The organism is Streptomyces sp. NPDC028635 (assembly GCF_040637635.1).
Classification (GTDB): Bacteria; Actinomycetota; Actinomycetes; order Streptomycetales; family Streptomycetaceae; genus Streptomyces.
The window spans coordinates 57,781-83,399 of sequence record NZ_JBEZWX010000005.1; the positions used below are offsets into that span (position 1 = coordinate 57,781).

Annotated in this window: 23 protein-coding genes and 1 pseudogene; 5 read left to right on the forward strand and 19 right to left on the reverse strand. The window is 73.7% G+C overall.

The genetic code is table 11. From position 1 onward, the window contains the following. Window positions 1-11: 11 nt before the first annotated feature. A complete protein-coding gene (locus AB0E88_RS07440) occupies window positions 12-1,229 on the reverse strand; it encodes a family 10 glycosylhydrolase (RefSeq protein ID WP_361625334.1) in 1,218 nt (405 codons plus the stop codon). A 170-nt stretch (window positions 1,230-1,399) separates the two neighbouring features. Between AB0E88_RS07440 and AB0E88_RS07445 the strand changes: the two genes are divergently transcribed. Then, window positions 1,400-2,260, forward strand: a complete 861-nt coding sequence (locus AB0E88_RS07445; RefSeq protein ID WP_361625337.1) for a 3-hydroxybutyryl-CoA dehydrogenase — start codon at window positions 1,400-1,402, stop codon at window positions 2,258-2,260. Window positions 2,261-2,454: 194 nt separating this feature from the next. Continuing rightward, window positions 2,455-2,712 carry a hypothetical protein gene (locus tag AB0E88_RS07450; RefSeq protein WP_361625340.1) on the forward strand — a complete coding sequence of 86 codons (258 nt, stop codon included), beginning with the start codon at window positions 2,455-2,457 and terminating at the stop codon, window positions 2,710-2,712. A 12-nt stretch (window positions 2,713-2,724) separates the two neighbouring features. Here AB0E88_RS07450 and AB0E88_RS07455 read toward each other — a convergent pair whose 3' ends face one another. The 10 genes from AB0E88_RS07455 to infC all read right to left on the reverse strand — a co-directional run bounded on the left by AB0E88_RS07455 (window position 2,725) and on the right by infC (window position 13,638). Continuing rightward, complete coding sequence (locus AB0E88_RS07455) at window positions 2,725-3,261, reverse strand: NUDIX domain-containing protein (RefSeq protein WP_361625343.1); 537 nt, start codon at window positions 3,259-3,261, stop codon at window positions 2,725-2,727. A gap of 73 nt (window positions 3,262-3,334) precedes the next feature. Beyond that, the gene (locus tag AB0E88_RS07460; RefSeq protein WP_361625346.1) at window positions 3,335-4,675 is read right to left on the reverse strand and encodes a transcriptional regulator; all 1,341 of its coding nucleotides are present in this window, start codon (window positions 4,673-4,675) and stop codon (window positions 3,335-3,337) included. 214 nt (window positions 4,676-4,889) lie between these two features. Further along, window positions 4,890-5,957, reverse strand: coding sequence for a PP2C family protein-serine/threonine phosphatase (locus AB0E88_RS07465; RefSeq protein ID WP_361625349.1), 1,068 nt, complete (start codon window positions 5,955-5,957; stop codon window positions 4,890-4,892). A 216-nt stretch (window positions 5,958-6,173) separates the two neighbouring features. After that, the gene (pheT, locus tag AB0E88_RS07470; RefSeq protein WP_361625352.1) at window positions 6,174-8,687 is read right to left on the reverse strand and encodes a phenylalanine--tRNA ligase subunit beta; all 2,514 of its coding nucleotides are present in this window, start codon (window positions 8,685-8,687) and stop codon (window positions 6,174-6,176) included. Next, window positions 8,687-9,808 carry a phenylalanine--tRNA ligase subunit alpha gene (pheS, locus tag AB0E88_RS07475; protein WP_361625360.1) on the reverse strand — a complete coding sequence of 374 codons (1,122 nt, stop codon included), beginning with the start codon at window positions 9,806-9,808 and terminating at the stop codon, window positions 8,687-8,689. Before pheS ends, pheT begins: the two co-directional genes overlap by 1 nt. Before the next feature lie 128 nt (window positions 9,809-9,936). Further along, a complete protein-coding gene (locus AB0E88_RS07480) occupies window positions 9,937-11,076 on the reverse strand; it encodes an ATP-binding protein (RefSeq protein WP_361625362.1) in 1,140 nt (379 codons plus the stop codon). A 56-nt stretch (window positions 11,077-11,132) separates the two neighbouring features. Further along, the gene (locus AB0E88_RS07485) at window positions 11,133-11,981 is read right to left on the reverse strand and encodes an RNA methyltransferase (protein ID WP_361625364.1); all 849 of its coding nucleotides are present in this window, start codon (window positions 11,979-11,981) and stop codon (window positions 11,133-11,135) included. 191 nt (window positions 11,982-12,172) lie between these two features. Next, window positions 12,173-12,556, reverse strand: coding sequence for a 50S ribosomal protein L20 (rplT, locus tag AB0E88_RS07490; RefSeq protein WP_016642495.1), 384 nt, complete (start codon window positions 12,554-12,556; stop codon window positions 12,173-12,175). A 97-nt stretch (window positions 12,557-12,653) separates the two neighbouring features. After that, entirely contained in the window at window positions 12,654-12,848 is a 195-nt protein-coding gene (gene rpmI, locus AB0E88_RS07495; protein ID WP_004933563.1) for a 50S ribosomal protein L35, read from the reverse strand. A 112-nt stretch (window positions 12,849-12,960) separates the two neighbouring features. Further along, on the reverse strand, window positions 12,961-13,638 hold the full coding sequence (infC, locus tag AB0E88_RS07500) for a translation initiation factor IF-3 (protein ID WP_361625950.1): 678 nt from the start codon (window positions 13,636-13,638) through the stop codon (window positions 12,961-12,963). Between the two features lie 375 nt (window positions 13,639-14,013). Here infC and AB0E88_RS07505 point away from each other — a divergent pair, with 375 nt between their 5' ends. Beyond that, the gene (locus AB0E88_RS07505; RefSeq protein ID WP_361625369.1) at window positions 14,014-14,388 is read left to right on the forward strand and encodes a DUF1844 domain-containing protein; all 375 of its coding nucleotides are present in this window, start codon (window positions 14,014-14,016) and stop codon (window positions 14,386-14,388) included. A gap of 4 nt (window positions 14,389-14,392) precedes the next feature. On the opposite strand, the gene AB0E88_RS07510 is transcribed toward AB0E88_RS07505, so the two are convergent. Genes AB0E88_RS07510 through AB0E88_RS07520 form a run of 3 tightly spaced genes read right to left on the reverse strand, consistent with a single transcriptional unit; the run spans window position 14,393 to window position 17,398 of the window. Then, on the reverse strand, window positions 14,393-15,124 hold the full coding sequence (locus AB0E88_RS07510; RefSeq protein WP_361625372.1) for an SseB family protein: 732 nt from the start codon (window positions 15,122-15,124) through the stop codon (window positions 14,393-14,395). Window positions 15,125-15,158: 34 nt separating this feature from the next. Then, on the reverse strand, window positions 15,159-16,376 hold the full coding sequence (gene mycP / locus AB0E88_RS07515) for a type VII secretion-associated serine protease mycosin (RefSeq protein WP_361625375.1): 1,218 nt from the start codon (window positions 16,374-16,376) through the stop codon (window positions 15,159-15,161). Beyond that, window positions 16,373-17,398 (reverse strand): hypothetical protein, encoded by a 1,026-nt coding sequence (locus tag AB0E88_RS07520; RefSeq protein ID WP_361625377.1) that lies wholly within the window; start codon window positions 17,396-17,398, stop codon window positions 16,373-16,375. The genes mycP and AB0E88_RS07520 overlap by 4 nt, the downstream gene beginning before the upstream one ends. Window positions 17,399-18,175: 777 nt before the next feature. Here AB0E88_RS07520 and AB0E88_RS07525 point away from each other — a divergent pair. After that, a complete protein-coding gene (locus tag AB0E88_RS07525) occupies window positions 18,176-19,378 on the forward strand; it encodes an amino acid deaminase/aldolase (RefSeq protein ID WP_361625380.1) in 1,203 nt (400 codons plus the stop codon). A 12-nt stretch (window positions 19,379-19,390) separates the two neighbouring features. Here AB0E88_RS07525 and AB0E88_RS07530 read toward each other — a convergent pair whose 3' ends face one another. The 4 genes and pseudogenes from AB0E88_RS07530 to AB0E88_RS07545 form a co-directional block, all read right to left on the reverse strand. Next, window positions 19,391-20,389 (reverse strand): DUF2510 domain-containing protein, encoded by a 999-nt coding sequence (locus AB0E88_RS07530; protein ID WP_361625383.1) that lies wholly within the window; start codon window positions 20,387-20,389, stop codon window positions 19,391-19,393. 28 nt (window positions 20,390-20,417) lie between these two features. Then, window positions 20,418-21,674 (reverse strand): haloacid dehalogenase-like hydrolase, encoded by a 1,257-nt coding sequence (locus AB0E88_RS07535; RefSeq protein WP_361625953.1) that lies wholly within the window; start codon window positions 21,672-21,674, stop codon window positions 20,418-20,420. A gap of 42 nt (window positions 21,675-21,716) precedes the next feature. Beyond that, window positions 21,717-21,879: pseudogene (locus AB0E88_RS07540) on the reverse strand (short-chain dehydrogenase); the annotation flags it as partial. Between the two features lie 10 nt (window positions 21,880-21,889). Next, window positions 21,890-23,251 carry a glutamine synthetase family protein gene (locus tag AB0E88_RS07545; protein WP_361625386.1) on the reverse strand — a complete coding sequence of 454 codons (1,362 nt, stop codon included), beginning with the start codon at window positions 23,249-23,251 and terminating at the stop codon, window positions 21,890-21,892. A gap of 96 nt (window positions 23,252-23,347) precedes the next feature. Between AB0E88_RS07545 and AB0E88_RS07550 the strand changes: the two genes are divergently transcribed. Further along, window positions 23,348-24,103 (forward strand): FCD domain-containing protein, encoded by a 756-nt coding sequence (locus AB0E88_RS07550; protein WP_361625389.1) that lies wholly within the window; start codon window positions 23,348-23,350, stop codon window positions 24,101-24,103. A 543-nt stretch (window positions 24,104-24,646) separates the two neighbouring features. Here AB0E88_RS07550 and AB0E88_RS07555 read toward each other — a convergent pair. Further along, window positions 24,647-25,612: a LysR family transcriptional regulator gene (locus AB0E88_RS07555; protein WP_361625392.1), complete on the reverse strand. Its 966-nt coding sequence runs from the start codon at window positions 25,610-25,612 to the stop codon at window positions 24,647-24,649. Window positions 25,613-25,619: the final 7 nt, after the last annotated feature.

The window sequence follows — 25,619 nt, forward strand, 5'->3', positions numbered from 1 at the left end:
GATGCCGCAGGTCAGCGCGGGGGATTCGCCGGCTGCGCGTAGTGGTCGGCGACCACCCGCGTCATCGCCCCCAGCGGGTCCGCGGCGACCTCCTTCGCGGCGAAGAAGACGTGCCCGCGCACCTGCGGATACTTCTTCGCGAGCGTGAGATGGCGGGACAGCTCCGCGGGGTCCTGCCAGGCGTCCGGCTGGGCGGGGTCCCCCACCTTGTACAGCGCCTCCCCCACGTACAGCTTCGTCGCCGTGCCCTTGGCCACCCCGGCCCACCACGGCACGAGCGTGGCGTAGTCGGCGGCGGCCAGGCCGATGTTCCAGTACAGCTGCGGCACGATGTAGTCGATCCAGTTCTCCCGCACCCACCTGCGGGTGTCCGCGTACAGATCGTCGTACGACTGCACTCCGCCCTGGGTGTCCGAGCCCGCCGGGTCGGTGGACGCGTTGCGCCACACCCCGAACGGGCTGACCCCGAACTGGGCGGAGGGGCGGAGCTGCCGGGTGCGGGCGCCCGTCTCGCGGATCAGCGTGTCGATGTTGTGCCGGCGCCAGGCGGCGCGGCTCGGGAAGCCGCCGCCGTACACGTCGTAGGCCTCGTCGTCGTCGAAGGTCTCCCCGGCCACCGGGTACGGGTAGAAGTAGTCGTCGAAGTGGACCGCGTCGAGCGGGTAGCGGCGGACCGCGTCGAGCATCGCGTCCTCCACGAAGGTCCGCACCTCGGGCAGGCCGGGGTTGTAGTAGAGCCGGCCGCCGTAGACCACGACCCAGTCGGGGTGCCTGCGGGCCGGATGCCCGGCGACGAGCCGGCTCGGATCGGTGTGGTTGGCGATCCGGAACGGGTTGAACCAGGCGTGCAGCTGCAGGCCCCGGGCGTGGGCCTCCGTGACGGCCGTGCCGAGCGGGTCCCAGCCGGGGTCCTTGCCCTGGATCCCGGTGAGGTACTGCGACCACGGCTCGTACGGTGAGGGCCACAGCGCGTCGGCCGTCGGCCGGACCTGGAAGATGACCGTGTTCAGCCGCCGTTCGACCGCGGTGTCCAGGTGGGCGAGCAGCTCCGAGCGCTGCCGTGCCGCGCTCAGCCCGGGCTGCGAGGGCCAGTCGCGGTTCTCCACGGTGGCCAGCCACATGCCCCGCATCTCGGCGGCGGCCCGGGCGTGGCCCCGCGCCGGTGCGGCGCCGAGCGCCAGCGTCGACAGCGCGGCCGCCGCGAACGCCCGCCTCGTCAGTCGTCCCATCGCGGAACCCCTTGCGTTCTGGATCCGTCCGGTCACGGATCGTCACCGGACGTTCAGGATGCCGCACCCCGTCGATCGATCATCGATACTTCGCGGTAACGTGCACGATCGGAGCAGGCCGTCCGACCCGGGGGTCCTGCCTAGTGCCGTGGATCAGCGAAAGGGACGATGTGACCGACATCGAGCGCGTCGGAATCGTGGGCTGCGGCCAGATGGGCGCCGGCATCGCCGAGGTGTGTGCCCGCGCCGGTCTGGACGTGAAGGTCGCCGAGACCAACGGCGAGGCCCTGGAGATCGGCCGTACCCGGCTGTTCAACTCCCTGGCCAAGGCCGCCGAGCGTGGCAAGATCACCGAGGAGGAGCGGGACGCGACCCAGGCGCGGCTGAGCTTCACCACCGACCTCGGCGAGTTCGCCGACCGTGACCTCACGATCGAGGCGGTCGTGGAGAACGAGCAGGTGAAGACCGAGATCTTCCAGGTGCTCGACCAGGTGGTGACCCGCCCGGACGCGATCCTGGCGTCGAACACCTCCTCGATCCCGCTGGTGAAGCTCGCCGTCGCCACCGCGCGCCCCGACCACGTCGTCGGCATCCACTTCTTCAATCCGGCCCCGGTGCAGAACCTGGTCGAGCTGGTCCCGGCGCTGACCACGTCCGAGGGGACGCTGAGCCGCGCGCAGATCTTCGCCGAGAAGGTGCTCGGCAAGCACACCATCCGCGCCCAGGACCGCTCCGGCTTCATCGTCAACGCGCTGCTGGTGCCCTATCTGCTCTCCGCGATCCGCATGTTCGAGTCGGGCATCGCCGGTCGCGAGGACATCGACAACGGCATGGAGATGGGCTGCGCCCACCCGATGGGCCCGCTGAAGCTCGCGGACCTCATCGGCCTGGACACCGTCGTGTCCATCGCGAACTCGATGTACGCCGAGTACAAGGAGCCGCTGTACGCCGCTCCCCCGCTGCTCCAGCGCATGGTCGAGGCGGGCCGTCTCGGCCGCAAGACCGGCTCGGGGTTCTACACCTACGGCTGATTACACAGCGCGACATCCGGGCGGGCCCGGCACCCACAAGGTGCCGGGCCCGCCTGTTTCACACTCCGTGTGCGCGGCGGGCACGCATATGCCCGTCGCACACTCTCCCCAGGCGTCGACCAGGCGAGTTCACTCTTCATGCGCATGCAAGGGACGCACGACGCTTCCCTTCGACCACGGAAAGGAGTGGACACGTGAGCGCCGACTCCGGCCATCCCGTCGCCCCAGGAGAACTCGCAGAGTTACGACGCCGGCTCGACGTGGCGTACGCCCGCGTCGAGGGCGGGCTGGCCCTGCTCAGTCATCGCACCGAGGAGACCGCCAAGGAGCTGGACGAGCTGAACGGCCGGCTCGCCAGCCTGGAACACGCCCGCTGGCCGTTGCCCTCGGTGGCCGCGGTCACCGCCCTGGGCGCGTTGATCGTGGCCGTCTGGCAGGTGCTGGCCCGCTGATCCGCCGGGCCGCTAGCCCTCGGCGAGCCTGAGGTGGTGCAGCAGGAGTAACGCGGCCGCCATGTTGGCGGCCGGGACCTCCCCACGGGCGATCAGGTCGGGGACGAGTTTGAGCGGGACCCATTCCCGGCGGTCCGACTCGAAGTCGTCCACGGGATGCCCGACGTACTCGCCCGTCTCGGACCAGTAGATGTGGTGCCGGGCGTCGGTGAGGCCGTTGGACGGCTCCACGCTCATCAGGTGGTGCAGGGGCCCCGGCCGCCAGCCGGTCTCCTCCTCCAGTTCGCGGGCGGCCGCGGCGGCGATGTCCTCGCCGTCCTCGACGACACCGGCGGCCAGCTCCCAGCCCCAGCTGTCGGTGATGAAGCGGTGGCGCCAGAGCAGCAGCACCTCGTTGGCCTCGTTCACGACCGTCGCGACGGCGACTGGCCGCAGCCGTATCAGGAAGTGGTCGAGGTGCCGGCCGTCCGGCAGCACGACATCCGCAAGATTGACGCTGAACCAGCGATTCGCGTACACCCTCTGTTCGGTCTGTTTCGTCCACTGCACGGTTCTGCCACCTTCCGACGGGTAAGTGGCAATATCGCAGCAGCGATGGGTCCCGCCTACCGCGTGCCGCGGTTCACAGCGGCACGCGCAGGGCCCCGTCGATCAGTTCGGCCGCCTCGGCCGTGCCCGCACCGCCGCTGCTCACCAGGTGCTCACGCACCGCTCTGAGCCGGTCGCGCAGCCGCTGGGACTCCATCCCGCGGGCCTGTTCGGCCATCTGCACGGCCGTCACCACCGCCTTGTCGGCGTTGCCCTGACGCAGCTCGATCGTGCTGAGCATGGCCAGCCGGTGCACCCGGCCGCGGTCGTGGGCGGGGGTGTCCACGGCCGCCGCCGCGTGCTCCGCCGCCGCCCGCAGCTCGCCGAGGCTCAGCAGCGCCTCCGCCACCTGCACATTGACCAGGCCCGGCTGGACATAGCCGGTCTCGTCGGGTTCGTGACCACGCCGGATGCGTTCGGCGGCCTGCTCGGCCCGCCGGATGCAGGACAGCGCGCCGCTGCCGTCGCCTAGGTGCGCGTACGCCTTCGCCTGCATCGCGTACAGGTCGGAGGTGAGCGCCGGGGTGATGTGCCGGTCGGCGGCCCGCAGCGCGGCCTCGGCGAAGGCGACGGCCTGCCGGTACTCCCGCATGAACAGCGACTGGTTGACCAGCAGCGCTATCACGTACGCGCCGAGCCCCCGGTCGCCGCTGGCCTTGGCGAGCCGCAACGCCTGGTGGAAGTAGCGCTGGGCCAGGCCGTGCGCGTCGGAGTCGTAGGCGCAGATGCCCGCGACGGCCACCAGCCCGCCGGTGGCGCGGTGCAGTTGGCGGCCCGTGGCGTCGGTGTACCCGCCGCGCAGCAGCGGCGCGGCCTCGGCGTTGAGGAACCCGACGATCCGTGAACGGGTCGCGACGCCACCGGTCTTGCGGTACATCTGCTCGTAGTGCGCGCGGGCGGCGCGCAGCATCTCGATGTCGGCCGGGGTCACCCGGTGCCGGCCTCCGCGCGAGACGTCGACGTCCTCCGGCGGGTTCTCCCACTCCCACACGGGCATCACCGCGGGCGTGCCGGTGACCGCGGGAGCGCCCAGCAGGTGCGGGCGCTGCTGCTCGTCGGACCGCCACAGGGCGGTGGCCCGCTCCACGAACCCGGACAGGGAGGTGCCGTGCGGGGTGTGGGGCTCGCCCGGGACGCCGAGCCCGATGTCGTCGAGGGTGACGGGACGCCGCAGACGGCCCGCGAGCACCTCGCAGATCAGGTCGGGCACCTGGCCGCGCGGCCGCTGACCCTTCAACCAGCGGGCCACGGCGGTGTGTTCGTAGCGCAGGGCGAGCCCTCGGGCCCGGCCGGCCTGGTTGACGTGCGCGGCCAGACCGGCGTGCGAGATGCCCGCCTCGTCCAGGATCGCGTCGAGCAGTGTGTTGGGCTGCATGGGTGGCCCCCCGGTGGCTCGGTGCCCGACAGAGTAGTGCGTCCCGCTTCGCACGGGGTGTGAACCGAGTGCGCGCATCCGCGGTGTGCACGCGGTGTCGCTCAGCGTGTTCAGCGGCTTGAATTGACCCCCTCGCAAGAGGCCGGCCGGGCCGCCGGCTCCCCCTCCATCAGCGGCGGCCCGGCCGGGAGCGGTGCGATGCACCGCCCTGGGACTATCGGTGCGTCGTCGGCTGCGGGTGCGCGGTGGCCGGTCGCCCGGTTCCGCACACCCCTTGAGGGTGTGGGTGCAGCCGCTCGTTCTGGAGGATCAGGAGCGCTGTGTCGTCGGTGGGCGGGCCCGCCGTGTGGCGCAGCAATGCCGCGAGGGTCGTCCGGAGGATCCTCTCCGGCGTGATCGGCGACACCCGGGCCGCGCCGGCCAGCGCCGCCCGTAACGGGAAGAAGCGGCCCCGCCGGTCGCGGGCGTCCTCCGCGCCGTCCGTGAAGAGGACGAGCATCTCGCGGGGCCGCAGCGGGCCGCAGGACAGTGCGGACAGGTCGGGCGGGAGCTCGAACGGGCCCAGCGGTGGCAGCGGATCGGACCGGGCCAGCGGCTCGACGCAGGGGCCGCTGAGGCGGTACGGCCAGGGGTGGCCGCAGTTCAGGGCGTGGACCTGGCCGTCGCGGGCGATCTCCAGGAGCAGGACCGTGACGAACTCCTCGGCGACCGGGGTGTCCGGGACCGAGCGGCCCGCCGAGGGATGCTCGGCGCGGGCGCGCTCGCGCAGGTGCCGGTCCAGCGCCCGGTCCAGGCGGCGCAGGACACCGCCCAGGTCGGGCTCGTCGTGCGCGGCCTCGCGGAAACTACCGAGGACCGCGGCGACCGTGCCGAGCGCCGCGAGCCCGTGACCGCGCACATCGCCGATGACGGCACGGACACCGTGCTCGGTGGCGACGACCTCGTACAGGTCTCCGCCGACACTGGCGCCGCGCTCGGCCGCGAGCTGCGCCGCGGCGACGTGCAGGCCGTCGATGCGGGGCGGCAGCGGCCGGACCAGCACCCGCTGGGCGGCACCGGCGACACGGCGTATCTGCCGCAGTTCCCTGAGCAGGGTGCCGCGGACATGGGCGACGATCCCCGTGCCGACGGCGAAGAAGACGGCGCTGGTGGCGATCCGCGCACCGAGCCCGTCCTGCTGGGCCAGCGGGCAGGCCAGCTTGTAGGTGACCGCCACGGCGCCCCAGGCCGTGGGCAGCCCGAGCGCGGCGGCCCGGCGCAGCGGCACCCTGATGCGGAACATGTCGTCGGCCCCCCAATCAGGCCCTGACAGCGCAGACGGACCGGCCCCGAAAGGCCGGTCCGATTCTGTCGCCGTATGACCCGGAAGGGCTAGATCCGCCGAGTACGTCACCCGGATGAGTGACGGAGCTGAAGCGCCGCGCAGGGGGCGCGGGGAGCTGCGCGATCCACCGGGCACGATCGGCGCCCGACGGACCTCACAGCCCCCCGACGGCGGCTAGCCCCGCAGCACGGCTCCCGTGCGCTCAGCGGCCAGCGCGACGGCCGCATCCCGGGCAGCCGACGCCTCGTCGACCGTCAGCGTCCGGTCGGCCGCGCGGAAGCGGAGCGCGTACGCCAGCGACTTCTTGCCGTCGCCCAGCTGCTCCGCGTTCTCGTACACGTCGAACAGCCGGATGTACTCGAGGAGTTCACCCGCGCCCTCGCGCAGCGCGGCCTCGACCTCGGCGGCCGGGACCGGCTTGTCGACGACGAGGGCGACGTCCTGCGTGGCGACCGGGAAGGTGGAGATCCGCGGCGCCTGCGGGGTGTCGTCGCCGACCTGCTCCAGCGCGTCGAGGTTCAGCTCCATCGCGCAGGTGCGCTCGGGCAGGCCGAGGGCCTTCACCACACGCGGGTGCAGCTCACCCGCGTGTCCGACGACCTGCTCCTCACCGTCGGCCACGACGGCGAGCTCCGCGCAGCGCCCGGGGTGCCAGGGGCCGTACGCGCCCTTGCGGACGATCAGCTCGGCACCGGCCTCACGCGCGACGGCCCGTGCGGCCTCGACCGCGTCGGCCCAGCCGGCCGGGCGGCCCGCGCCCCACCAGCCGGCCTGCTCGCGGGCGCCCGCGAGGACGGCGGCGACGTGGCGGGGCTGCTCGGGCAGCGCGGCGTCCAGTTCGGCGATCTCCTCTTCGGTGGGGCGCCGGTCCACCGGCAGCGCGGTGGCGGTCCTCTGCTCCGCGCGCGGGTGGAAGACCAGGCCGGTCTCGAAGAGGGCGAGGTCGTGCGAGCCCCGGCCGTCGTTGCGGCGCAGGGCGCTCAGCAGGCCCGGCAGCAGCGACGTGCGGAGGGCGGGCTCCTCGTCGTTGAGCGGGTTGGTGAGCTTGACGACACGGCGGGCCGGGTCGTCGGCGTCCAGGCCGAGCTGGTCGAAGACCTGCTCCGAGACGAACGGGTAGTTCGGCGCCTCGACGTAACCGGCCCCGGCCAGCGCGCGGCCGACCCGCCGGTGCAGACGCTGGCGGTGGGTGAGGCCACGCCCGGACGGCGGCTTGGGCAGCGTGGAGGGCAGGTTCTCGTAGCCCTCCAGGCGGATGACCTCTTCGGCCAGGTCGTTCGGGTCGGTGAGGTCGGGCCGCCAGGACGGGACGGTGACGATCAGCTCGTCCTGCCCGTAGACGTCGCAGCCGATCTCCTGCAGGCGGCGCACGACGGTCTCGCGGCCGTAGGTGACGCCGGCGACCTTGTCCGGGTGGTCGGCCGGGACGGCGATCGTGCGCGGCGCGGACGGGGCGACGACCTCGGTGACGCCGGCCTCGGCGGTGCCGCCCGCGAGGATCACCAGCAGGTCGACCGTGCGCTGCGCGGCAGCGGCGGCGGCCGCCGGGTCGACGCCGCGCTCGAAGCGGCGGGAGGCCTCGGAGGACAGCTTGTGGCGGCGGGCGGTGCGGGCGATGGAGACCGCGTCGAAGTGGGCGGCCTCGATGACCACGTCGGTGGTCGCGTTGTCGAGGTCGTCGTGGTCGGCGATCTCGGTGTTGGCGCCGCCCATGACACCGGCGAGGCCGATGGGGCCGCGCTCGTCGACGATGACGAGGTCCTCGGCGTCGAGGGTGCGGGTCACACCGTCGAGGGTGACGAGCTTCTCGCCCGCCTCCGCGCGGCGCACCCCGATGGCGCCCTGGACCAGGTTGCGGTCGTAGGCGTGCAGCGGCTGGCCCAGCTCCATCATCACGTAGTTCGTGACGTCGACGGCGAGCGAGATCGGGCGCATGCCGACCTTCTGCAGACGGCGCTGCAGCCAGATCGGGGAGCGGGCCTCGGGGGTCAGACCGGTGACGGTGCGCGCGGTGAAGCGGTCGCAGCCGATGGGGTCGGCGACCTGCACCGGGTAGCCGAAGGCGTTCGGGGCGGGCACGTCGAGCAGGGCCGGGTCGCGCAACGGCAGGCCGTAGGCGATGGCGGTCTCGCGGGCGACGCCGCGGATGGACAGGCAGTCGCCGCGGTTGGCGGTGACGGCGATGTCGAGGACCTCGTCGACCAGCTCCAGCAGCTCGACGGCGTCCTTGCCGATCTCGGTCTCCGGCGGCAGCACGATGATGCCCTTGGTGCCGTCGTCGCCCATGTTCAGCTCGTCGCTGGAGCAGATCATGCCGCGCGAGATCCGGCCGTAGGTCTTGCGCTCGGCGATCTGGAAGTCACCGGGCAGGACCGCTCCGGGCAGGGCCACGACGACCTTGTCGCCGACCTGGAAGTTGCGGGCGCCGCAGATGATCTCCTGGGGCTCGCCGGTGCCGTTGGCCTGGCCGACGTCGACGGTGCAGAAGCGGATGGGCTTCTTGAACTCCGTCAGCTCCTCGATGGTCGACACCTGGCCGACGACCAGGGGGCCCTTGAGGTCGGCGCCGAGCCGCTCGACGGTCTCGACCTCGAGACCGGCGGAGACGAGCTTCTCCTGGACGTCACGGCCGGTTTCCGTCGCCGGCAGGTCGACGTACTCCCGCAGCCAAGAAAGCGGGACCCGCATCAGATCTCCATCCCGAAGGGCCGGGTGAACCGGACGTCACCCTCGACCATGTCTCGCATGTCTTCGACGTTGTGGCGGAACATCAGCATCCGTTCGATGCCGAACCCGAAGGCGAAGCCGCTGTACTTCTCCGGGTCGACGCCGCAAGCGGTCAGCACCCGCGGGTTGACCATGCCGCAGCCGCCCAGCTCGATCCAGCCCTCGGAGGAGCAGGTGCGGCAGGGCCGGTCCGGGTTGCCGACGGACTCGCCGCGGCAGACGTAGCAGACCATGTCCATCTCGGCGGACGGCTCGGTGAACGGGAAGAAGTTCGGGCGCAGCCGCGTCTTCATGCCCTCGCCGAAGAGCGACTGGACCATGTGGTCCAGGGTGCCCTTGAGGTCGGCCATGGTCAGGCCCTCGTCCACGGCGAGCAGCTCGACCTGGCGGAACACCGGGGTGTGCGTGGCGTCCAGCTCGTCGGTGCGGTAGACCACACCGGGGCAGATCACGTAGACCGGCAGGTCACGCTCGAGCAGGGAGCGGATCTGCACGGGCGAGGTGTGGGTGCGCAGCACCACGCCGGACTCGGTGCCGCCCTCGGGGCCGGCCACGAAGAAGGTGTCGTGCTCGCCGCGGGCCGGGTGGTCCGGGCCGATGTTGAGCGCGTCGAAGTTGAACCACTCGGCCTCGGCCTGCGGGCCCTCGGCGACCTCGTAGCCCATGGCCACGAAGATGTCCTCGATGCGCTCCGAGAGCGTGGTGAGCGGGTGGCGGGCACCGGCCGGCACGCGGTCGAAGGGCAGCGTGACGTCCACGTCCTCCTCGACCAGTACGCGCGCGTCCCGCTCGGCCTCCAGCTCGGCCTGGCGGGCGGCGAGGGCCTTGTTCACGGCGCCCCGGGCCTGGCCGACCAGCTTGCCGGCGGCCGCCTTGGCGTGCGGGGGCAGCGCGCCGATCTCCCGGTTGGCGAGCGCGAGCGGGGAGGTGCCGCCGGTGTGCGCGACCTTGGCCTCCTGGAGCGCGTCGAGGGAGTCCGCGGCGGCGAAGGCGGCGAGCGCCTCGTCCCGCATGCGCTCGATCTCTTCCGGTTTCAACGCCTCGACCTCGACAGGGTCGTACGACTTATTCGGTGCCGACATCTCTTCCCGTGCTTCCGGTTGGCTGGCTGAAGGTCCCCGTCACCGACTCGTGTGGGCCACGTGAGGACGCAAAGGTGCCAAAGGCCGAGTCTAACGGGGTGGAGGTGTACGAATGCGCCCGTGGGTCGCTAGGCGAGATACGCCGGCGCCGCCACGGGCAGCGTAAATCGGAATTCGGCGCCGCCCTGCTGGGCCCGGCCGACCGTGATCGTGCCGCCGTGGGCCTCGACGATGCCCTTGACGATGTACAGCCCGAGGCCCGTGCCGCCGCGCTTGCTGCCCCGCCAGAAGCGGGTGAAGACGCGGTTCATGGACTCCTCCGGGATGCCGGGCCCCTCGTCGCTCACCGTGACCGACGTGCCGGTCTCCTCCCCTTCCCGGGGGGAGGCCGTGGCCGTGATGTCGATGGTGACGGTTCCCTCGCCGTGCCGCACGGCATTTTCGATGAGGTTGCTCAGCACCTGGTCGATCTTGTCGGGGTCGGCCCACAGATCGGGCAGTGGCTGCTCCAGGCGCAGCAGGAAGCGGTCGGCGGGCTGGCCGGCGGCGACGTACGCCTGGATGTGGCGCCCCACGGCGGCGCCGATGTCGACGGGCTGACGCCGCACCTCCAGCCGGCCGGAGTCGATCCGGGAGATGTCCAGCAGCTCGGCGATCAGGCGGGTGACCCGGTCGGCGTCGGCGTCGACGGTCTCCAGCATCAGCCGCTTCTGGTCGTCGGTGAAGCGTTCCCACTTGGCCAGCAGGGTGGCGGTGAAGCCCTTGACCGAGGTGAGCGGGGAGCGCAGTTCGTGGGCGACGGTGGCGATCAGCTCGGCGTGACTGCGCTCGGTACGGCGCCGGGCCTCGGTGTCGCGCAGCTGGACGACGACGCGCTGCACGGGCCCGGTGGGCTCGGTGCGCACATAGCGCACGGTGACGAGCACCTCGTGGCCGCCGGGCAGGAGGAGGTTGCGCTCGGGCTGCCGGGTGCGGATGGCGAGACCGCCGTAGGGGTCGGTCAGCTGCCACCAGCGCCGCCCCTCCAGGTCTTCTAACGGCAGAGCCTTCTCCAGGGTCTGCCCGAGCGCCTGCGCGGCGGGCGTGGCCGTGATCCGCTCGGCGGCCGCGTTGAAGCAGACGACACGGCCGTGCTCGTCGGCGACGACGAGGCCGTCGGGCAGGTCGTCGGGGTCGATGCCGGGCGCGGCGGGATCACCGGGCGGCCGGGGTGCGGGCGCTCGCCGCACATCCCGTGCTCCCGGTGCGCTGCTGGTGCCGACGCTCATCCCCGTATCCCACCTCTCAGGCAGCTGGGCAGCAGGCCCTAGGGCCTGTCACCCTACTAGCTCGCGGTGACGGAGCGGCACCCTCCGGAGGCGCGCTGTGCACGGGCCGACGCATACAGACATACGGCGGCGGCGGTCGCGAGGTTCAGGCTCTCGGCCTTGCCGTGGATGGGGACGCGCACGACGGCGTCGGCGAGGGCCCGGGTCTCCTCCGGCAGGCCCCAGGCCTCGTTGCCGAAGACCCAGGCGGTCGGCCCGCCCATGCTGCCCTTGTCGAGCTCCTCGTCGAGGTCGCGGTCCCCGGCACCGTCGGCGGCGAGGATCCGCACGCCGGCCGCCTTGAGCCCGTCGATGGCCTGCTCGACGGGGACACCGACGGCGACCGGCAGGTGGAAGAGGGAGCCGACGGAGGCGCGCACGGCCTTGGGGTTGTACAGGTCGACGGAGGCGTCGGTGAGGACGACCGCCTCGGCGCCGGCGGCGTCGGCGCAGCGCAGCACGGTCCCGGCGTTGCCGGGGTCGCGTACGTGGGCCAGCACGGCGACGAGCCGGGGCCGGCCGCGGAGGATCTCCTCGAAGGGGGTGTCGAGGAACCGGCACACGCCGACGAGCCCCTGCGGGGTCACGGTGGTGGAGATGTCCTCGATGACCTGCTCGGCGGCGAGGTGGATACGGGCGCCGGCGGTGCGGGCCTCGCCGATGATGTCGGCGTAGCGTTCCGCGGCCTCGACCGTGGCGAACAGCTCGACCAGCGTGTCCGCGTGCCCGGCCGCCTCCCGCACGGCCTGCGGCCCCTCGGCGAGAAACAGCCGCTCCTTCCCCCGGAAGTTCCGCTTCGCCAGCCGCCGAGCGGCGAGGACACGGGGGGACCGCGGAGAGATCAGCTCAGGGCTGACGGGAGGCATGCTTCTTCACCTTCAGGAAGTGTGCGGTGGTTCTCGGACCGCGGCACCCCGGCCGACCCAGGGGCGCGGGGAACTGCGCGACCAGCCACGACGGACCCGCAGCCGAACGACGACAGAGCCGACCCAACGACAGGACCCGCAGGCTTCTCGGCCTGCGGGTCCTGCAACGAACGGCTAAAGCCAGCGCGGCGTCACGCGGCCTTCGGCGCGTTGACGTCCGACGGCAGCGCCTTCTGCGCCACCTCGACCAGCGCGGCGAACGCGTTGGCGTCGTTCACGGCCAGCTCGGCCAGGATCTTGCGGTCGACCTCGATGTTCGCGGCCTTCAGACCCTGGATGAAGCGGTTGTAGGTGATGCCGTTGGCGCGGGCAGCGGCGTTGATGCGCTGGATCCACAGCTGGCGGAAGTCACCCTTGCGCTTCTTGCGGTCGTTGTAGTTGTAGACCAGCGAGTGGGTGACCTGCTCCTTGGCCTTGCGGTACAGGCGCGAACGCTGACCGCGGTAGCCGGAGGCCTGCTCGAGGATCGCCCGGCGCTTCTTGTGGGCGTTGACTGCCCGCTTGACGCGTGCCACTTGTTAACTCCTTGTAGCGGGGCCGTGGGTGTCCTCACACGGCCCGGAATCGATTGGGTCCCGGTTGAGCCGTACGGCGCTCAGTGGCGCCCGTACGTCACTTGCCGAGAAGCTTCTTGATCTTCGCGGCGTCGCCCGGGGCCATCTCGGCGTTGCCGGTGAGGCGACGCGTCACGCGGGACGACTTGTGCTCGAGCAGGTGGCGCTTGCCGGCGCGCTCACGGAGCACCTTGCCGGAGCCGGTGACCTTGAAGCGCTTGCTGGCACCGCTGTGCGACTTGTTCTTCGGCATAGCGCCGTTATCTCCTCGTCGGTGGCGCTCCGGTGCCCGGTTGCGAAAACCGGGCACGGTGGAGCGTCGCTCTTGTTTCGGTTACATCCTCGGGGACGTGTGTCCCCCGGGATCACGCCTCGGCGGAAGCCTCGGCAGGGGCCTCGTCGGGGGCCTCCGCCTGGGTCTCGGCGTTGACGGCGTCCGGGTCGGCCGCGTTCTGCGACTTGCCCGGGTTCGCCTTCGCCTCGGCCTTGCGGGCCTCCTGCGCCTGGCGGGCCTCGGCCATCGCCTCGGTCTTCTTCTTGTGCGGACCGAGAACCATGATCATGTTGCGGCCGTCCTGCTTCGGGTTCGACTCGACGAAACCGAGGTCCTGGACGTCCTCCGCGAGGCGCTGCAGCAGCCGGTAGCCCAGCTCGGGCCGGGACTGCTCGCGACCACGGAACATGATCGTGATCTTGACCTTGTCGCCCTGCTTGAGGAACCGGACGACGTGACCCTTCTTGGTGTCATAGTCGTGCGGGTCGATCTTCGGCCGGAGCTTCATCTCCTTGATGACCGTGTGCGCCTGGTTCTTGCGCGCCTCACGGGCCTTCATGGCCGACTCGTACTTGAACTTCCCGTAGTCCATGAGCTTGCACACGGGCGGACGGGCGTTCGCCGCTACCTCAACCAGGTCGAGGTCGTACTCCTGAGCAAGCTCCAGTGCCTTCGCGAGCGGCACGATGCCGACCTGCTCGCCACTGGGACCGACAAGTCGCACCTCGGGAACGCGAATCCGGTCGTTGATGCGGGGCTCGGCGCTGATGGATCCTCCTCGGTTAGCACCACACGGCAGTCTGGCGGACAGCCGCGTATGTCTGTGTGTGAGACCTAACCGCGCCGAAGCAGAAAAAATGCCCCGGACGATCACAGGCGGGGCTCCTCGCACTACCGGAGCACCGCCGCGGTGACCGCGGGGCGCACTATCGGGCGGCTCCATCGTCCGTACGGAACGATGGTGGCCGCCTGACCGGATGACCCGCCGTCCCGGAGGGCGGTCGGGTGGGAGTTCGGAGCCTCCACTTGTGGGCCGTACACTCCGGTGCTGCTCGAATGGGGTGTCCGGCCGGTCGTCACACAAGGTTAGCAGCTACCCGGGGGTGGTGCGAACCGCCGTGGTCCGGGGCCTATCGTGTGGGACATGAGTGACACCCCTCCTGAGTCCACCGAACCGTCCGAGGCTCCCGACTTCGACGCCATGACCCGCGACATCGCCGAGGTCCCCGCCGTCGAGGTGATCGTGACGGTCGCCGTCAACCTGATGAGCGCCGCCGCCGTGAAGCTCGGCCTGACGGAGGAGGGTGACAAGCACAAGGACCTGGACGAGGCCCGCAAGCTGGTGCACGCCCTCGCCGGTCTGCTCGACGCGTCCACGACCGAGATCAGCTCCTTCCACGCGGCGCCGCTGCGCGACGGTCTGAAGTCGCTGCAGCTGGCCTTCCGCGAGGCGTCGATCGTCCCGGACGAGCCGGGCCAGGGTCCGGGCGAGAAGTACACCGGCCCGGTCTACGGCTAGCAGCTCACCCGCGTACGTACAGGGGCTCGCCCGGAGGCGTGACCTCGGCCGGCAGGACTGCCAGGTCGAGGCCGCGCACCAGGCGGGCCCTCAGCGTTTCGTCGGCGGCCAGCCGCCCGGCGACGGCGCGGGCGGTCTCGGCGGGCGCGGCGGCCGGGTCGAGGACGAGGGCGAGGGTGCCGTCGGCCTGGCCGGGGCCGAGGTGGGCGCGCAGCACGGCCGGCTCCGCCGCCACCGCCGTGCGCACGGCGTCGAGCACCGCCGGGTCGGTGAGCGGGTCGGTGCTGGTGCGGCCCTCGGCGAGCGCGAGCAGCGCGGGGCCGGTCAGCTCGAACGGCACGGGGCCGGCCAGGTCCAGCACGACCGTGTCGGCCTTCTCGTGCGCGGCGGCCTGCAACGCCTGGTGCAGGGGCACGGCGACGGGCCGGGCCGCCGGGTCCCAGCGGGCCAGGGAGTCGGTGGAGGTGAAGGCGGGCAGCGCGGTCCGGCCGCCGGCCTTCAGGGTCGGCACGGCCATGTCGGAGGTCTTCTCGCGGCGCAGACCGTTCTCGTCCTCCTCGACCTCGCCCAGCACGGCCACCACCGGGACGAGCAGCCGGGCGCCCTTGAGTGCGGCAAGGACGGGCGCGACGGCCGTGCGGTCCTCGGCCCAGGCGGCGAGCGCGGCGCTCAGCCGGGGGTCGGCGGAGCCGTCGTCGTCGGAGAAGCCGGGGTCGGGAATGTTCTTGTTCGCCACGGCCTCGACCCTACGCGGTGGGGCAGGGCGGCGTTCACAGGGCGTCGTACTCCTCGCGCCGGCCCCGCCCGTGGTACTGCTCGCGCCGCCCCCGCCACAGGACGACGGCCGCGACCAGCAGGACGCCGCCGGCGCTGCCCGCGAGCGGGGCCGCCCAGTCGCTGGTGTCGTCGTCCTCGCGGGCGGCCTCGGGGCCGTCGCCGAAGTACTTCTCGCCGTAGGCCGCCGAGCGAAGGCCCTGCGGCTCCAGGCGGGCGGCCGCCTTGATCGCGGCGGCCGGGTCGACGAACCCGAAGCCGCGGGAGTCGTCGTGGCCGCCGACGGGAGCGTTGCGGGCGGTCTGCTCCAGCAGCTGCTTGATCTGCGCCGGGGTGAGACCCGGGTGGGCGGCCTTGATCAGGGCGACGCAGCCGGAGACGAACGCGGAGGCCGCGGAGGTGCCCCAGCCCTGGTAGTAGCGGTGGTCGGGGTCGGCGATCACGATGTCGACGCCGGGGGCGCTGACGGTGGCGTACCAGCGGCGGGTGGAGAAGGAGGCGCGGGTGCCGAAGCGGTCGACGGCGGTGGCGGCGATGACGCCGGGGTAGGCCGCCGGGTAGGAGATGTGGTCGCCCTTCTCGCCGCCGTTGCCGGCCGAGGCGACGACGACGGCGCCCTTCTTCAGCGCGTACTGGACGGCCTCGTCCTCGCCGGCCTCGGGGTGCGCGGAGGCGGAGTCGTCGCCGAGGGAGAGGTTGATGACGTCGGCGCCGTGGTCGGCGGCCCAGCGGATGCCGTCGGCGAGGGCGTTGCCGCGGGTGCGGCGGGCCCGGTCGCGGTCGGGGTCGCTGTCCTCCAGGATCACGCGCACGGGCAGGATCCGTGCCTTCGGCGCGATGCCCATGACGCCGTCGGCGCCGCCGGGGCCGTGGCCGTGCCCGGCGATGATCGAGGCCATCGCGGTGCCGTGCCGGGCCCAGGGCCGCTGGCCCTCCCGCGCGCCGAAGCCGACGAGGTCGGCGCCGGTCAGGACGTTGCCGGCGAGGTCGGGGTGGTCGGCCTCGACGCCGGTGTCCAGGACGGCGACGGTGACGCCCTCGCCGCGGGTGGTGCGCCAGATCTGCTGGGCGTGCAGGGCGTCCAGGGCCCACTGCTGGCCCCGTATGCCGTCCGCCTGTGCGGGGGCGGCGGGCAGCAGCGCGAGGGAACCGGCGAGCAGACAGGCCAGCAGCCCCGTGCGGCCCGCGCGCCGGGCGGTGGCGGGGCGGTTCATGACGACGTCTCCGTGGGCGGGTTCGCGCTGCGGCGCAGGTTCTTCTCGATGCGGTCGGCCAGGCCCTCCGCCTCGTTGCCGAGGCCGGCCTGGACGGGGGCGGTGGTGGCGCCGGACGCGGTGGCCGGGGCGGGCTGCGGGGCGTCCACGGTGCGGCCGTCGGCCCAGCCGGAGACGGCGTAGACGACGAGGGGGGCGTCGGTGAGCACGGTGATCGTCCACGCGGCGCGCTGCCGGTCGCCGAAGCGGGCGGCCGGGGTGCCGGCGGTCGCGTAGGGGCGGGGCATCAGATCGGGGCGGGTGCCGAGGCCCTCGGTGCGGAAGCGGGCGCTCAGTGCCCGCATGCCGGCCGGGTCGGCCTTGGTGAACAGCAGGCCGACGGTGGTGACGTGGCTCTCGGTGGCGTCGGTGTACGTGGCGCGCAGCAGGCGGGCGCAGCCGACGGGGGCGAGGGCCTCCTGCAGCAGCGGGTCGAAGGCGTCGGCGCAGCCGCCGTCGGGGGCGACGGCGATCCGGGTCCAGGTGCGGTCGGCTCCGCCGGGGCCCGCGCCCGGGCCGGACACGGTGGGCGGGAAGAGCTGGTCGACGGGGACGTTGTGCCACAGGCCGGCGGTCGCGGTGAACGTGCCGGCCTTCCCGGAGTCGTCCGAGTCGCCGGTCAGCCACGCCCCGGTGACGGCCCCGCCGATGAGCCCGAGGCCGAGGACCAGACACACGGCGGCCGCGACGGTGTGGCGCCGCATCCGCGCGGGTCCGGGGGCGGACCGGTCGTCGAAGAACTCGGGCTGCCCGAACGACACCCTCGGCCGCGCCGGTCCGCCGGTGGTCCAGGACAGGGCGGGGTCGGGCGAGGGGGTGCCGGTGGCGGCGAGGTCCGGGCGGCTGCCGGGGGTGGCGGACGGGGGACGGCCGGGTGTGCCGCCGGGCGGGGCCGGGTCCGGCGAACCGCCACCCCGCGCTCCGAAGGCGGCGGAGGTGTCGGGGCTGCCGGCCGGGCCGGGGACGCGTGGGGCGCGGCCCACGGCCGGCCGGGAGTCGGGGCCGGATCCGGGGCGGTCCGGGCCGGGGCGGTCGGGGCCGGGGCGGTCCCCGCGGTACGCCGCCGACGCGCCGCCGTCACCGAGGCGGGCCTGTGCCGCGCGCGCACCGGGCCGGGGCGGGAGCCCGGCGGAGCCGACGGCCGGACCGGCCGTGACGGAAGCGGCACGCGAAGCCGAAACGGAATCCCCCGCCAGGTCGTCGGCGGCGGGGATGGGACGCAGCCGGGCGGTCGTCTCCGCCGGGGTCTCCGCCGGCTCGGACCCGCCCGGGCGCAGGCCGGTTATGCCCCGGCCGACGGTCGGCGGGCCGTCGGGGAAGCGGGCGGACGCGGGGGGCGGCGGCGGGTCGTCCGGGAAACGGGCCGACGCCGGTGGCGGCGGAGCGTCCTGGTCGGCGTCGGCGGGCCTACCGGGCCGCAGCAGCGGAAAGCGCGGCGAGGCCCCTGCGGGACGGGCCGATCCAGGGCCGGCAGGACCAGAAGCGGAACCGGAGTCGGGGCTCGAAGCGGACGGGGAGGCGGAACCGGTCGTGGGGCCCGTTCCGCCGGCTGTCGGGCGGTCCGGCCGGGGTCGGGCGCCGTGGCGTGCCTCCGTGCTCATGCACCCCCCGTTTCCTCGGCCCCGGACCATCGCTTCGCCTGCGCTGCGCGTCACTCTACGGGTTGGAACCGGCCGGACGGGAACCTGTCCGGGGAGCCCGGGGCATCTGCCCGGAACGTCCCCCTACCCTGCGGTAATCCGGTCTGGCAGGCTGCCGTCATGACTGCGCGCGCCGCCGACCGGGCCCGTTACGACCGGGCCACCGCCCATCTCGACGCCCCCGTGGCCATCGTGGACCTGGACGCCTTCGACGCCAACGCGGACGATCTGGTCCGCCGTGCGGGAGGCAAGCCGATCCGGGTCGCGAGCAAGTCCGTGCGCTGCCGGGCGCTGCTGGAACGCGTCCTGTCGAAGGACGGTTTCCGCGGCGTCATGTCGTTCACGCTCGCCGAGTCCCTGTGGCTCGCGCGCTCCGGCTTCGACGACGTCCTGCTCGCCTACCCGTCCGCCGACCGCGCCCGTTTCGCCGAGCTCGCCGCCGATCCCAAGCTGGCGGCCGCGGTGACCGTGATGGTCGACGACGTGGCGCAGCTCGACCTGATCGACGCCGCACGCGGTGACGGGCGGGAAGTGGTGCGTGTCTGCCTGGAGTTGGACACCTCGCTGCGGCTCCTCGGCGGCCGGGTCCGGGTCGGCGCCCTGCGCTCCCCGTTGCACTCCCCCGCCCAGGTGGCCGACCTGGCGCGCGCGGTGACCCGCCGGCCGGGCTTCAAGGTCGTCGGGCTCATGGCGTACGAGGGGCATGTCGCCGGGGTCGGCGACGCGGTCGCGGGGCGGCCGCTGCGCTCGCGGGCGATCCGGCTGATGCAGGCCGCCGCCCGCCGTGAACTGGCCGAGCGGCGCGCCGCGGTGGTGCGCGCGCTGCGCGCCCTGGTGCCGGACCTGGAGTACGTCAACGGCGGTGGCACCGGCAGCGTGCAGCACACGGCCGCCGAGGACGCCGTCACGGAGATCGCGGCCGGGTCGGGGCTGTACGTGCCGCGCCTCTTCGACAACTACACGTCGTTCAGCGGCCGTCCGGCCGCGCTGTTCGCGCAGCCGGTGGTGCGCCGGCCGGGCGTGGGCGTGGTGACCGTGCTGGGCGGCGGCTACCCGGCCTCCGGCGCGGCCGGACCGGACCGGCTGCCGGTGCCGTATCTGCCCGAGGGTCTGCGGTACGACCCGCAGGAGGGGCCCGGCGAGGTGCAGACGCCGCTGCTCGGCTCGCCGGCCGACGACCTGCTGATCGGCGACAAGGTGTGGTTCCGGCACGCCAAGGCCGGCGAGATGTGCGAGCGGTTCGACGCGCTGCATCTGGTCGAGGGCGACCGCGTCACCGCGACCGTGCCGACCTACCGGGGCGAGGGTCACACGTTCCTGTGACGGATCGGCTGCTCACCGGGTGGGGCCGATGCTGCTGCCCACACCGCCGCCGGTGGCCGCGTCGCCGACGGGCCGGATGCCCCGGGTGATGCGGTCCATGTCGGTGAGCGGCGGCCCGTCCTGGCCGGCGTCGAAGACGTAGCGCACGACGACGGGTGCCTCGGTGCCGGTGCTGGACGGGAAGACGAGGGACTGGACGTAGCCGCCGGGCCCCTTGGCGGCGGTGACGTGCCAGCGCACGTAGTACCCGGCGCGGCCCGCCACGGCCACCGTGCCCTGGCCCACGACCTGATGGCCGGTCATCCCGCCGAACGGACGCCGGTTCAGGGTGTCCTCGTCGAAGGCCAGCCCGGCCGCCTCGCTGATGTCCGCCTTCGCCAGCGCCTCCGGTGAGGTCTGGCCGGTGGAGGTCGCGGTGTGGGTGGTGACCAGGCCGTGGCGGCACATCCCGGGGTCGCCGGGGCAGTCGTAGGTGCCGTCCGTGGTCATGACGACGGAGTCGTCGGCGACGAACTCGGGCCGCACCCAGCCGGCCGGCATGGTCAGGGTGATGCCGTTGAGCTGGTCGACGACGACGGACGGGTCACCGGTGGGCGAGGCGGAGGACGGCTCGGGGGTGGTCGGCCGGCCCGTCGCCGTGGCGGGGGTCGGGGCGGGCCGCGGGGTCGTCCCGGCGGTGGGGTCGGCGCCGTCGTCGCCCTGGCCCAGCAGGAGCGCGCCGGTGGCGATCGCGGCGACCAGCACGGTCCCGGCGACGGTGAGCGCGACGGCCTTGGCCCGTGACGGGGAGGCCGCTCGCTGCGGGACCGTCGCCGGCTGCTGCGGGAACATCGCCGGTGACGCCGGGAACGCCGGCGGCTGCGCCGTGACCGGCTGGTGCAGGGGCACGGTCGGGGGCGCCGGGGCCGGGCGGGTGCGCCGGTGCTCGGTCCAGGCCGTGCCGTCCCACCAGCGCTCCAGGTGCTCGGCCGTCGGGTCCGGGTACCAGCCGGGCGGGGGCGTCATGCTCATCCGGGCACTGTAGGGCCCGGCCCGCCGGTCAGTACACGGTGTCCCGCTGGTCGGGCACCACCGACCCGTCGTCCCGCAGCACCGGTCCCGCCGTGCCGTCGGGCGCCGTGTACGCGGTCGTCGCGCACGGGTAGGCGGTGCCGCGGCGGGGCAGCGGCTCGAGGAACATCGGGTTGACCAGCCAGTGCCCGTCGGCGTCGTCGTAGGCCCTGCACATCAGTTCCGGCTTGTTGCGGTTGATCACGAGGTGCACGGCGGTCGCGTCGGCCACGAAGGCGACGTCCGTGTCGGCGTCTCCGGCGGCGATCGCGGGGCGCTGCCGCCAGGGCAGGCGCTGCCAGGCGGCGGGGCCGTGGACGCCGTAGATCTCCTGGTTGACGAAGCAGCGTTTGCCGTCGATGTACGGGATCACCGCCCCGCGGGTCGCCGGGACGCCGCCGCATCCCTCGGTCCGGGGGGTGATGCGTCCGTGGGCGTCGAGGACGGAGCGGATGGCGATGGTGTGCGCGGCGTCGAGGCCCACGCCGCGGGACCAGACCTCGGTGATCGGTTCGGAGCCCGCGGAGACGATGTAGACGTCGAAGCCGGCCCGCCGCAGGGTGCGGACGAGGTCGCGCTGCTGGTCGTAGTAGCGGACGTAGGCGGGCAGGGTGTGGGTGCCGACGCGGCGGGTGGTGCCGACGGGGGCGGCGAGGGCCTCGCGACGGGCGGCGTCGGCGTAGGCGGCGAGGTCGGCCGGGGTGCGGCCGGTGAACAGCTGTGGCACCCAGGCGTACTGCGGCACGGTGCGCCGGTGGTTCCAGCTGCCGGCGAAGGCCGCCGCGCCGCTCATGGTGGTGGCGTTCTCCCGGATCTGGAGGATCTCGTCGGCGCAGGGTGCGTCGGCCGAGGTCGGCAGCGGTGTGCCGGGCGCGCCGGGGCCGCAGGCGCGGGTCAGGGCGCGGTCGGCGGCGTCCGTGAGCCAGGCGCTGATGTCCGTCCAGCGGGCCGGGCGCAGCAGCCGGTCGTGGCGCAGCGCCCAGGAGAGGGTGGCGTCGGTGACGTCGTTCTTGACGACGGTGTTGTCCCAGTCGAACACGGCGACCGGGCGGGGGCGGCCGGGCCGGCCGGCGCAGGTGCCGCGTTGGTCGATCGCCTGCTGGAGGTGGGCGCGGTTGTCGCCGTACCAGGTGGTGGTGAGGCGGGGGCAGGCGGCGCGGCCGTCCACGGGGGCGGCGGGACGGGCGGCGGGCGCGGCCGCCAGGACGGCGGCCGCGGCCAGGGTCCACGCGAGGAGCTGTCGCATACGCCCGGACCGTACCGTTTCCCTCCTACAGGGGCGCGGCGTACGCGCGGGAGTCCTCGGCGAACAGCTCCGTCGGCAGCGGGGTGTCGACCGGCCCGGGGCACCGCGCGTCGACGCGGATGCCCTCGCGGGCGAACGGCACGCCGAGTTCGCGGGACATGGCGAGCCCGCCGCCCCTGAAGGCGGTGCGGCTGATACGCGAGGTCACCCGGGCCTCACATGCGTTCGAAGGAGCGGCGCAGCTCCCAGTCGGTGACGGCGGCGTCGAAGGCGTCGAGTTCGACGCGGGCCATGGTGCGGTAGTGCGCGACCACCTCGTCGCCGAAGGCGGCCTTGGCCAAGGGGCTGTTCTCCCACAGTCCGGCGGCTTCGCGGAGGGTGGCCGGGACGTGCGCGAAGTCGGCTGCGTAGGCGTTGCCGGGGCAGGGCTCGGGCAGTTCGAGCTTCTGCTCGATGCCGTGCAGGCCGGCCGCGATCATCCCGGCCACCGCGAGGTGCGGATTGACGTCCCCGCCGGGCAGACGGTTCTCGAAGCGCAGGGAGCTGCCATGGCCGACGACGCGCAGGGCGCAGGTGCGGTTGTCGTGCCCCCAGGCGACGGCGGTGGGGGCGAAGGAGCCCGGCTGGAACCGCTTGTAGCTGTTGATGTTCGGCGCGTACAGCAGCGAGAACTCGCGCAGCGCCGCGAGCTGCCCGGCCAGGAAGTGCCGCATGACGTCGGACATCCCGCCGCCGTCCGCGGCCATGACGCTGCGGCCACCGGTGTCGGCGAGGGAGAGGTGGATGTGGCAGGAGTTGCCCTCGCGCTCGTTGTACTTGGCCATGAAGGTGAGCGAGACACCCTCCTGGGCGGCGATCTCCTTGGCGCCTGTCTTGTAGATCGCGTGCTGGTCGCAGGTGGTCAGGGCCTCGGTGTAGCGGAAGGCGATCTCGTGCTGGCCGGGATTGCACTCGCCCTTGGCGGACTCGACGGTCAGCCCGGCGCCGGCCATCTCGTTGCGGATACGGCGCAGCAGGGGCTCGATGCGTCCGGTGCCGAGGATCGAGTAGTCGACGTTGTACTGGTTGACGGGGGTCAGACCCCGGTAGCCGGAGTCCCAGGCCTGCTCGTAGGTGTCGCGGAAGACGATGAACTCCAGCTCGGTGCCGACCTGCGCGGTGTAGCCCAGCGCGGCGAGCCGCTCGAGCTGGCGGCGCAGGATCTGCCGGGGCGCGGCGGCGACGGGCGAGCCGTCCTCCCAGGCGAGGTCGGCGATCAGCAGGGCGGTCCCGGGGTGCCAGGGGATACGGCGCAGCGTCCGCAGGTCGGGACGCAGGGCGAAGTCGCCGTAGCCCCGGTCCCAGGAGGACATGGCGTATCCCTCGACGGTGTTCATGTCCGCGTCGACGGCGAGGAGGTAGGCGCAGCCCTCGGTGCCGTGATGGAGGACCTCGTCGAGGAAGAAGCGGGCGGCGAACCGCTTGCCCTGGAGCCGGCCCTGCATGTCGGGGAAGGCCAGGACGACGGTGTCGATCTCACCGCTCGCGACGAGGGCGTGCAGCTCCTCGACGCTCAGCGGGGGTGTGCGGTCTGCCACGGGAGAGCCTCCTCGGGCTGCTGCGGCGTTCTCGTGCGGCACCGGAAGCCATAAGGTATTGCTGTTGACCTTTGCTTGGGAAGGGGACGCGGCGGGATGGCGCGGACGGAGGGGGAGAGCGGGCCGGCCGGGGCGGCGGACCGGCTCACGCCGCTGCTGCGGCCGGTGCGGGCGGGCAACGGCTTCGAGGAGGCGCTGGAGCAGATCCTCCAGGTGGTCCGGCTCGGGCTCGTGCCGACCGGCGGGCGGCTGCCCGCGGAGCGGGAGCTGGCGGAGCGGCTCGGGATCAGCCGGGTGACGCTGCGCGAGGTGCTGAAGGTCCTCCAGGACCAGGGGCTCGTGGAGGCCCGGCGCGGCCGCTACGGCGGAACGTTTGTGCTGCCGCGCCCGCAGATGGCGGACGCCGGCGGCGAGGACGAGCTGCGCCGCCGGATCGCCGAGGTCGACATCGAGGACGTGCTGCGGTTCCGGGAGGTGCTGGAGGTGGGCGCGGCGGGCCTGTGCGCCCAGCACGGGCTGACGCCGGACCGGGCGGAGCGGCTGCGGGAGGCGCTGGCGGCCACGCAGGACGCGCCGCTGGCCGACTACCGCCGCCGCGACACCCTGCTCCACCTCACCCTGGCCGAGCTGAGCGGCTCGGCCACGCTCACGGCGCAGTACGCGGCGGTACGGGCCACGGTGAACGACCTGCTGGACTGCATCCCGCTGCTGGTGCGCAACCTGGAACACTCCCAGCGCCAGCACACGGCCCTGGTCGAAGCGGTCCTGGACGGCGACGCGGACGGCGCCCGCGAAATGATGCGCGAACACTGCGCGGGCACGGCGGCGCTGCTGCGGGGCTTCTTGGCGTAGGGAGGCGACGGAGGCGGGCAGGGGGCGCGTGCCTGCGGCGGGGCGGGTCGCCTCCGGCGGGGTCGCCTCCAGCGGGGCCGGGTCGCCTCCAGCAGCGGCAGGCCGCTTCCGGCAGGGGCGGGTCGCCGCCGGCGGGGGGCGGGGTCGTCTCCGACGGAGCCGGGTCGCCTCCAGCGGGAGCAGGCCGCCTCCGGCAGGGGCAGGCCGCCTCCGCCGGGACCAGGCCGCCTCCGGCAGGGACAGGCCTCCAGTGAGGGCGGGTCGCCTCCAGCGGGAGCAGGCCGCCGCCAGCGAGGGCAGGCCGCCGCCAACGGGGCCGGATCGCCTCCGGCATGGGCAGGCCGCCGCCGCCGGGAGCAGGCCGCCTCCGGCAGGGGCAGGCCGCCTTCGGCGAGGGCGCCTTCAGCCGGGGCGGGAGGCAAAGGTTCAGGCGCGGGCCATTGCGGGTCCCCTGGGCGCGGTGCGGGGCACCCCCGGCCCACGGGACCAGGGGCGCGGCCCCGGCGCCGTGGCCGAGGGGGCCGTGACCCTGGCCCGGCTGTGTCAGGTGTGCGCGTCTTCCTGTCGGGACGGTGCGCGGGTCAGGGAGAGCAGGTCGCGTGCCGGTCCCGCCGGCCGGTGGCCCGTCGGCCAGACCGCCCGCAGGGCCCGCGCCAGCGCCACGCCCTCCACCGGCACCCGCACCAGGCGCCGCGACGCCAGCTCCTCCCCCACCACCAGCTCGCTCAGCACCGCCGGCCCCGCCCCGCTCACCGCCGCCGCCTTCACCGCGGTCGTCGAGGACAACTCGATCAGCGGCACCGCGGGCGAGCCCAGCGCGGCGTCCAGCACCTGCCGCGTCCCCGAGCCCGTCTCGCGCAGGATCAGGGGGGTCGCCGCCAGTTCCTCGGCCGAGACGGCTCCTCGCCGGCGCCGCGCCCAGGGGTGTCCGGGAGCGGTGACCACGATCAGCCGGTCGCGGGCGATGACCGCGGAGTCCAGTCCGCCGGGCAGCGTCAGCCCCTCCACGAACCCGAGGTCGGCCTCCCCCGCCAGCAGCCGCTCCGCGACCACCGCGGAGTTCCCGGCGAGCAGCGACACCGCCGTGTCCGGCCGCCGCGTGCGCAGCGCGATCAGCCAGCCGGGCAGCAGATACTCGGCGATGGTCATGCTCGCCGCGACCCGCAGCCGCGAGTCCCGCCGGTCCCGCAGCGCCTGCGCGCCCACGTCGAAAGCCTCCGCGGCCTCCACGACCCGCCGCGCCCAGTCCGTCACCAGCGCCCCGGCGTCCGTCAGCCGCGACCCGCGCGGCGAGCGGTCCACCAGCCCCACGCCCAGCTGCCGTTCCATGGAGCGGATACGGCTGCTCGCGGCGGGCTGGGTGATGCCCAGCTCCCGCGCGGCGGCGCCGAGGCTGCCCAGCCGTGCCACGGCCAGCAGCAGCTCCAGCGCGCCGAGATCCGGTACCCGGTGTGCCAGCGATCCGCCCGCCGCCTGGGCCCCGCTCTCCCTCCCGCTCACCTCTGCCATAAACCCA

What these genes read in the sequence shown, in the direction of transcription:
- AB0E88_RS07555 (WP_361625392.1), bottom strand. Translation starts at nt 25,612, where the DNA reads ATGGCAGAGGTGAGCGGGAGGGAGAGCGGGGCCCAGGCGGCGGGCGGA.
- AB0E88_RS07440 (WP_361625334.1), bottom strand. Translation starts at nt 1,229, where the DNA reads ATGGGACGACTGACGAGGCGGGCGTTCGCGGCGGCCGCGCTGTCGACG.
- pheS (WP_361625360.1), bottom strand. Translation starts at nt 9,808, where the DNA reads ATGTCGGCACCGAATAAGTCGTACGACCCTGTCGAGGTCGAGGCGTTG.
- mycP (WP_361625375.1), bottom strand. Translation starts at nt 16,376, where the DNA reads ATGAACCGCCCCGCCACCGCCCGGCGCGCGGGCCGCACGGGGCTGCTG.
- AB0E88_RS07460 (WP_361625346.1), bottom strand. Translation starts at nt 4,675, where the DNA reads ATGCAGCCCAACACACTGCTCGACGCGATCCTGGACGAGGCGGGCATC.
- AB0E88_RS07465 (WP_361625349.1), bottom strand. Translation starts at nt 5,957, where the DNA reads ATGTTCCGCATCAGGGTGCCGCTGCGCCGGGCCGCCGCGCTCGGGCTG.
- AB0E88_RS07535 (WP_361625953.1), bottom strand. Translation starts at nt 21,674, where the DNA reads ATGCGACAGCTCCTCGCGTGGACCCTGGCCGCGGCCGCCGTCCTGGCG.
- rpmI (WP_004933563.1), bottom strand. Translation starts at nt 12,848, where the DNA reads ATGCCGAAGAACAAGTCGCACAGCGGTGCCAGCAAGCGCTTCAAGGTC.
- pheT (WP_361625352.1), bottom strand. Translation starts at nt 8,687, where the DNA reads ATGCGGGTCCCGCTTTCTTGGCTGCGGGAGTACGTCGACCTGCCGGCG.
- AB0E88_RS07480 (WP_361625362.1), bottom strand. Translation starts at nt 11,076, where the DNA reads ATGAGCGTCGGCACCAGCAGCGCACCGGGAGCACGGGATGTGCGGCGA.
- AB0E88_RS07525 (WP_361625380.1), top strand. Translation starts at nt 18,176, where the DNA reads ATGACTGCGCGCGCCGCCGACCGGGCCCGTTACGACCGGGCCACCGCC.
- AB0E88_RS07550 (WP_361625389.1), top strand. Translation starts at nt 23,348, where the DNA reads ATGGCGCGGACGGAGGGGGAGAGCGGGCCGGCCGGGGCGGCGGACCGG.
- AB0E88_RS07485 (WP_361625364.1), bottom strand. Translation starts at nt 11,981, where the DNA reads ATGCCTCCCGTCAGCCCTGAGCTGATCTCTCCGCGGTCCCCCCGTGTC.
- AB0E88_RS07530 (WP_361625383.1), bottom strand. Translation starts at nt 20,389, where the DNA reads ATGAGCATGACGCCCCCGCCCGGCTGGTACCCGGACCCGACGGCCGAG.
- AB0E88_RS07505 (WP_361625369.1), top strand. Translation starts at nt 14,014, where the DNA reads ATGAGTGACACCCCTCCTGAGTCCACCGAACCGTCCGAGGCTCCCGAC.